Annotated in this window: 3 protein-coding genes; all 3 read left to right on the plus strand. The window is 34.8% G+C overall.

Going from position 1 to position 2,410, the window contains the following annotated elements:
* Window positions 1-226 precede the first annotated feature (226 nt).
* The 3 genes from O9332_RS08265 to O9332_RS08275 all read left to right on the plus strand — a co-directional run bounded on the left by O9332_RS08265 (window position 227) and on the right by O9332_RS08275 (window position 2,294).
* Window positions 227-757: a sulfotransferase domain-containing protein gene (locus O9332_RS08265; protein ID WP_353853416.1), complete on the plus strand. Its 531-nt coding sequence runs from the start codon at window positions 227-229 to the stop codon at window positions 755-757.
* 131 nt (window positions 758-888) lie between these two features.
* Window positions 889-1,791, plus strand: a complete 903-nt coding sequence (locus tag O9332_RS08270) for a sulfotransferase family protein (protein ID WP_288024854.1) — start codon at window positions 889-891, stop codon at window positions 1,789-1,791.
* 281 nt (window positions 1,792-2,072) lie between these two features.
* On the plus strand, window positions 2,073-2,294 hold the full coding sequence (locus O9332_RS08275) for a hypothetical protein (RefSeq protein WP_288024857.1): 222 nt from the start codon (window positions 2,073-2,075) through the stop codon (window positions 2,292-2,294).
* The last annotated feature ends 116 nt before the right edge of the window (window positions 2,295-2,410 follow it).

The following is a 2,410-nucleotide window of genomic DNA, read 5'->3' on the forward strand; positions in this document are numbered from 1 at the left end:
AACCCTTATATAGAAAGGCATTTAGCGATTTTTGTCAATTGTTTTTGCTCTAGAGCGAACTAATCAATTAAGTCTCTTGCCAGATAAGGATTTAGTCGATTTATGCCCCCCTATCGAACCATACCAAGTAACGAAGAACCATATTTTAGATATCATACCTTCAATAATAGGAGATGGCAATCTTCGTCTAGGAGGTCCTTTTGGCAGGACAGATATACCTAGAATTATTAAAAGTCACTCTGCCTATAACCCTTACTACTACAGAGTCATTTTACTTGTCCGAGATCCTAGAGATGTAATGATTTCCTATTATTACTACCTAAAAGATAGAAAACAAATAGATGATAAGTTAGAGATTTCAGAATTTATTAGACATACAAAATATGGAATTAACAGATGGACAGAACATACAAAATCATGGTATTACAACAACTATGGAGGTGGGGGTGGGCAGATCATTAAGATATTTAGATATGAGGATTTTTTAAAAGACACACACTTGCAATTATCTTCCGTGATGGATTGTTTTGGAATTAAAATCAATGAGAAATTGATAGATGAAGCTATTGCTTTAAGTTCTAAAGAAAAAATGAAAGATTCAGAGAAAAAGCATAGGTCTACCAATATTATAAATGCGAAAATACCCTTTGTGCGAAAGGGAGTTGCTAGTGGTGGACAGGAATTATCTGATCTGGATATAGAGTTTATTGCGAATTCAGCGACAGATATTGCTCGAATACTTGGTTATGACTTGTAGTATGTAAATTTTTCTGATTCTGCAGCCAGATAATTATTTGTTAGCCTGCAAGAGTTTGAAGCATAAATTTACGTTAGCGCAATCATTGATGTTTCTAGGGAATTACCATTTAAGTATGAGGAAGTAAAAGTATGGCATTGCCAAATTTTTTAATTATCGGAGCAGCCAAGGCGGGGACGACTTCCCTTTATGATTGGCTCAACCAACATCCACAAATTTATATGACACCAATTAAGGAGACTAACTTTTTTGCTTTCGAGGGCGAAAAAATTAGCTATCCTAAAGGTTCAATTAGTGAAGGTTATTTGGATGGTTTTAAGACTAGCTTTGAAAGTTATATGGAACAATTTCAGGGAGTTACGAATGAAATCGCCATAGGTGAAGCCTCACCTAGTTATCTATACCATGCTAAGGCGGCTGCAAGAATTAAGTATTATTGCCCTGATGTAAAACTAATAGCAATACTGCGAGATCCAGTGGAAAGAGCGTATTCGCAATTCTTGCATCATGCTCGAGAGGGCTTTGAAAACTGCTTAGATTTTAGTGCCGCCCTTCGGGAAGAAGATAACAGAATTCTTAACAAATGGTGGTGGGGATACTTTTATGTAGACGGAGGATTTTATTATACTCAATTACAGCGATATTTTGAAAAATTTGACTCTAGTAAAATCAAAGTTTATCTCTACGAAGATTTAAGAAGTAATCGTTATGATTTAATCAAGGATATTTTCCAATTTTTGGAAGTTGATGACAATTTTATTCCCGATACATCAACTAAATATAATGTTACTGGTATCCCTAAAAATAAGTTTTTACATGAGTTATTATCTAAGCAAAATTTTCTAAAAACTTCTGTGAAAGCAATTATGCCACAAGGTTTACGAAGAAAGCTGGCGATGAATTTAAAGAACGCTAATTTGGTTAAGCCTGAGTTTTCGCTAGAAATAAGGAAGCAATTAATCGAAATTTATAGGGAGGATATCTTGAAACTTCAGAACTTGATTCAGCGAGATATAAGCTCATGGTTACAATAGTTAAGTTGCTCTACGGACTCTAACTCCAGAGTAGCAGATAACGTGCCTAGTTGACAAGTAGATTAACTATATGGTATGTTTCATACCAGCCGTTAATGAATCTTAATATTTATTAATGTGGACTGGGATAGCTACTGATTTATTCAAGAGTTTATAATTGCCTAATAACAGGAGGCGGGTCGACAAATTGGATTGAAAACTATCAAGCAACTGTAAAAGAAAATAATTTTTTCTTTGGATTACTTAATACCAATCAACAACAATTCGACGAATTACAATCAATGGTTAAAAAATTCCTGAAAAACCTGTTCAGAAAACTAGGGGTTGAAGTCAAGAGATATAATCTTAATACTTCACAAGTGGCTCTGATGGAAAGGTTACTGGAATATCATAAGATAGAGCTAATTTTTGATATGGGTGCTAACTTTAGAATAGTGTTGCAAACTGATAAAATCTTGCTAATTTTGAAAGAAGCGGGCGGGAGCATCCCAGTTTTGCAATGAGTAAAAATACTCAGGCAATATCGCCGTTGAGATAAGCACAACGTAGCTTCAAATACTGAGGAACATTCTCTGCTTTCCATTGTGCTCCCACAATTTTCATTCTTGCACCTATTTGC

The organism is Microcystis sp. LE19-10.1B (assembly GCF_027530565.1).
GTDB classification, from domain to species: domain Bacteria; phylum Cyanobacteriota; class Cyanobacteriia; order Cyanobacteriales; family Microcystaceae; genus Microcystis; species Microcystis aeruginosa.

Bases quoted from the DNA above. Each gene is read 5' to 3' on its own strand.
- O9332_RS08270 (WP_288024854.1), top strand. From the start codon at position 889: ATGGCATTGCCAAATTTTTTAATTATCGGAGCAGCCAAGGCGGGGACG.
- O9332_RS08275 (WP_288024857.1), top strand. From the start codon at position 2,073: ATGGTTAAAAAATTCCTGAAAAACCTGTTCAGAAAACTAGGGGTTGAA.